Genomic DNA, 3942 nt, shown 5'->3' on the forward strand with positions numbered 1-3942 from the left:
AAAGCGGACTGATGATGCCGGTCGCCGGCGGTCACATCACCTCCTATTTCGGCAATCGCTATCACCCGATCCTGCACTACGTGCGCTTCCATGCCGGTCTCGACATCGGCGCGAGCTGGGGAAGCCCGATCGTCGCCGCGGGCGACGGCCGGATCGTTGCCGCGGGCTGGGCTGGCGGATACGGCCGCGAAGTGCAGATCGCCCATGCCGGCGGAATTACCAGCCTCTACGGCCACATGAGCGAGATTGTCGCCGCGCCGGGCAGCTTTGTCCGCGCCGGCCAGCTGATCGGCTATGTCGGGTCGAGCGGCTTGTCGACCGGGCCGCACGTTCATTTCGAGGTCCGCCAGAACGGCGCGCCGGTCAATCCGCTGTCGGTCCACTTCGCGTCGGCGCCGACGAGCGATCCCGGCCTGATCAATGCCGTCAAGGCGCGGCTGCAGGCGCTCCTCAGCGTTGGGACAAAGCGGGTTTAGTCGTTGCGGCTGCCGGTGCGTGCGCCAGCGAGTAGTAAGCCAGCGCCAGCGCCCCGTGCAGCGATACGCGGTTCAACGAGAGTTGCGTTCCCTTGACCACGCATGAATTGAAATCCGGCATCAGCGCTTGCATCGCCGCAGCTTCATCGGTCGAGCCAAGGGCAGATCGCAAAACGGTCCTCGATGCCAAGGGATTGTCCCGGACTACGCAATCGCCAAATTTGTACCAGAGGATCATGGCCTGATCGTCGGCCATGGCTTTCTCCCGGACCTGGGCCGATCCCTGCCGTGCGCTCCACGGCAGGATCGGGGGAACGGGAAGTTGCGCCGCCCCGGACAGATGCGCCGGGTTGATCGTGTCGATCTCCGTTGCGAGCAATGCTTCGGCGAGCGCGAATCGAATCGCGTCGCCGCCCATTCCCAGCTCGACGACGTCCGCGTCCGAGTTTGCATCGGTAAATGCGTCCTCGGCGCAACCCGAATCCGCCAGCTTTTGATATTTGTCGAAACTGAGACTGGTTCGATCAAGAATGTAGGCGGATGCAAGGGCGCGCCGCCGCTTGACCAAGCAGGAGGCGAAGTTGTGAACGATCTGCTGCGCGCGTTCGGGAGAATAATGCTCCACGGGATGCGGGATGCGGCTGTCGGTGCGCACCTCCGGCTTCAGCCTCTGGCCGCTGGCTGATGCAGTCAGAAGGCCGAGCGCGAGAACTCCACTGACGATGCGTAAGAACAAGACGACGGCCCCCCGACGACTCAAAGGAGGCGAGCATGCCCAAGCTGTCGCTCACGCGCAATTGCTGTTGCCGGCATGCGGGGATGCTGCGCGCTTTGTCATGTTGCAGAACTGGAACCGGCCGTTCGGTGGCGACGCCGCGACGGGCTAGCGCGCCTGCTTCCGCGGATAGAGGTAGCCGGGATCGAATTGCGCGAGGCGTTGCAATTCGCCGAGATCGGGAAGCCGCACGTGCCGGTTGCGAAGCTCGACGAGGCCGCGCTTGCGCAATTCCTGGAGAGTGCGGTTGACATGCACCGAGGTCAGTCCGAGGCAGTCCGCGACCTGGATCTGCGTGAGGGGGAAGGCATAATCGTCCTCTCCCGCGCAGCCGGCGACCTGAAGCCGGACGAGAAGTTCGCAGAACAGATGGGCGACGCGGGCCAGCGCGGACCGGCGTCCCATCGACAGCATCCACTCTCGATGGATGGCGGCGTCGAGATTGGTGACCAGCCACATGAGCCGCGCCAAATGGGGGAATTTCTCGGTGATCTCGCGAATGGCTTCGTGCGGCACGCAGGCCAGCTCGCAATCGGTCAGCGCGACGACGTCGTGGTCCAGCTCCTTCAGCGTGAAACTGTGCAGGTCGATGAAGTCGCCGACGAGGTTGATCTCGGTGATCTGGCGCTCACCGCTTTCGAGGTCCTTGGCCCGAGCGGTCCAGCCCGAGAGCAGGAGCGTGCTCTGGCGCACGGGCTCCCAGGCGCGGATGATCGTGCGGTGCGCTGGCACGCGCCGCGTCTCGCCGACCGCGCGCCGCAGCACGTCTTCCTCGCCGGGCAGGAGATCGTCGCGGGCGCGGAGCTTTCGGAGAAAAGCATCGATCATTGGTCGCCTGGAAGGATAAGGATGTTCGGGCCCAAGGGTTCCCCACGGCTGTTCAGTCGCTGGTCGGTGGTGCTCCGGCGTCATCGGGCAGAATCGCGCTGATGGTCACGATGCGGCGGGCGACGACCTTCTCCGCTTCGAGGATGCAGGCTTCGATCGTGACCGAAGCCTCGCCTTTGTCACTGACCATGCAACGCGCGACGTCCACCGCTGAGCCGAGCGCGCCGCGGATCGCTTCGTCCAGGCTGGGATAGTCGCTGGGCTCGTCCTGCGACTGAAATTCGCTGTTGGTCAGCCGGATCGAATATGTGGGCATTCCAGCGCGCTAGCAGGGCGCGATCAGGAGGCTCCTTACTTATGTTAAGGGGCGGCGCTCGACTGGCTGAGGCTCGACGGCCGACGGCGCCTTAGCGACCGTGCCCTCTCCAGCGCTTGATCGTGCGCTGGATGATGCCTTCCTCGTCGCCGGTCTCGCGCCACAGGCGGGCGAAGCTCGGGTCGGACGAGGCCGGGCGCTTCTCGGGCTCGAGGTCGTCGAAGCGAACGCGGATCGGGATCGCGACACCTTCGCCGCAAACGATGCATTCGCGGTTGCGGAGCGCCGGAATGGCGTCGAGGAAGCCGCGAGCGCCTTCCGGCATCGCGGCGCGGACGCAGGCCTGGTCGCGGTCGTTGTTCAAGCGCATCGAGACGATGGTGCCGCACTGCGACAGCACGCCCTCGGCAAGGTCGGACGGACGCTGCGTGATCAGGCCGAGCGAGACGCCGTACTTACGGCCTTCCTTGGCAATGCGCTCGAGGATCTTGCGGACCGCCTGGCCATTCGCATTCTCGTCCTTGGGGACGTAGCGATGCGCCTCCTCGCAGACGAGCAGCAGCGGCCGCTGCGCTTCGGTCCGCGACCAGATCGCATAGTCGAACACCATGCGGGCGAGCACGGACACGACGACCGACGTAATCTCGGACGGAACGCCCGAGACATCGACGATCGAGATCGGCCGGCCCTGGCTGGGCAGGCGGAACAGGCGGGCGAGGAAGCTGCCCATCGAGTCCGACACCAGCATCCCCGAGAACATGAAGGTGTAGCGCGGGTCGGCGCGGAGCTCTTCGAGCTTGGTCTTCAGGCGCTGGAACGGAAGCGTGTCGCCGGCGCGGTCGAGCTTGCCCATCTCATTGACCAGGATCGTGTGAAGATCGGTCAGCAGGTACGGGATCGGCGAGTCGACGGTGACCTTGCCGTACTGGCTCATGTCCTTGCCCTTGGTGCGGGCGGCCAGCAGGATCTTGGCGAGGATGTCGGCGTCGCGCTGACGCTCGGCGCCGTGCGTCGTCAGGAGCACTTCGCAATGCTCCTCAAAGTTCATCAGCCAGTAGGGGAGCTGCAGATTGTCAACGTTGAACAGCTCGCCGCAGCCCTTGAACGCCGCCGAATATTCGCCGTGCGGGTCGATCATCACGATGTGGCCCTCGGGCGAAAGCTGCGAGATGCGGTGAAGGATCAGGGCGACCGAGGTCGACTTACCAGTACCGGTCGATCCCAGAACCGCGAAGTGCTTCCCGAGCATCGGGTCGACGTATAGCGCGCCGCGGATGTCGTCGGTCGGATAGACCGTGCCGATCTCGATGTGCGGTTCGTCGCTGGCGGCGAAGATGGCGCGCATGTCCTCGGTAGTCACCGCCGAAACCTCAGCGCCCGGAATCGGGTAGCGCGTCACGCCGCGGCGGAAGTTGGTCATCCGGCCGGTCGAATCACGCGTTCCCTCGCCGAGGAAGTCGACGAAGGCGAGCAGCTCTCCCCCCGAGCCGGCCTTCAGCGTGCGGACGTTGGCGATCAACCAGGCGTTGCCGACCACCATTTTGACC

5 protein-coding genes are annotated in these 3942 nt (G+C 65.0%); 1 reads left to right on the forward strand and 4 read right to left on the reverse strand.

Going from position 1 to position 3942, the window contains the following annotated elements; all coding sequences use genetic code 11:
- On the forward strand, positions 1–476 hold a 476-nt coding region (locus JOZ79_RS06415), incomplete at its 5' end, for a M23 family metallopeptidase (RefSeq protein WP_294072182.1).
- Here the strand turns inward: JOZ79_RS06415 and JOZ79_RS06420 are convergent.
- The 4 genes from JOZ79_RS06420 to JOZ79_RS06435 all read right to left on the reverse strand — a co-directional run.
- Complete coding sequence (locus JOZ79_RS06420; protein WP_294072185.1) at positions 451–1131, reverse strand: hypothetical protein; 681 nt, start codon at positions 1129–1131, stop codon at positions 451–453. The genes JOZ79_RS06415 and JOZ79_RS06420 overlap by 26 nt on opposite strands.
- A gap of 228 nt (positions 1132–1359) precedes the next feature.
- Positions 1360–2079 carry a Crp/Fnr family transcriptional regulator gene (locus JOZ79_RS06425; protein WP_294072187.1) on the reverse strand — a complete coding sequence of 240 codons (720 nt, stop codon included), beginning with the start codon at positions 2077–2079 and terminating at the stop codon, positions 1360–1362.
- 52 nt (positions 2080–2131) lie between these two features.
- Entirely contained in the window at positions 2132–2395 is a 264-nt protein-coding gene (locus JOZ79_RS06430) for a hypothetical protein (protein ID WP_294072189.1), read from the reverse strand.
- A 91-nt stretch (positions 2396–2486) separates the two neighbouring features.
- Positions 2487–3942 (reverse strand): DUF87 domain-containing protein (locus JOZ79_RS06435; RefSeq protein WP_294072190.1); only part of this gene is annotated, 1456 nt, incomplete at its 5' end.

It is taken from the genome of Sphingomonas sp. (assembly GCF_019242355.1).
Lineage (GTDB): Bacteria > Pseudomonadota > Alphaproteobacteria > Sphingomonadales > Sphingomonadaceae > Sphingomicrobium.

What these genes read in the sequence shown, in the direction of transcription:
- JOZ79_RS06430 (WP_294072189.1), bottom strand. Translation starts at nt 2,395, where the DNA reads ATGCCCACATATTCGATCCGGCTGACCAACAGCGAATTTCAGTCGCAG.
- JOZ79_RS06425 (WP_294072187.1), bottom strand. Translation starts at nt 2,079, where the DNA reads ATGATCGATGCTTTTCTCCGAAAGCTCCGCGCCCGCGACGATCTCCTG.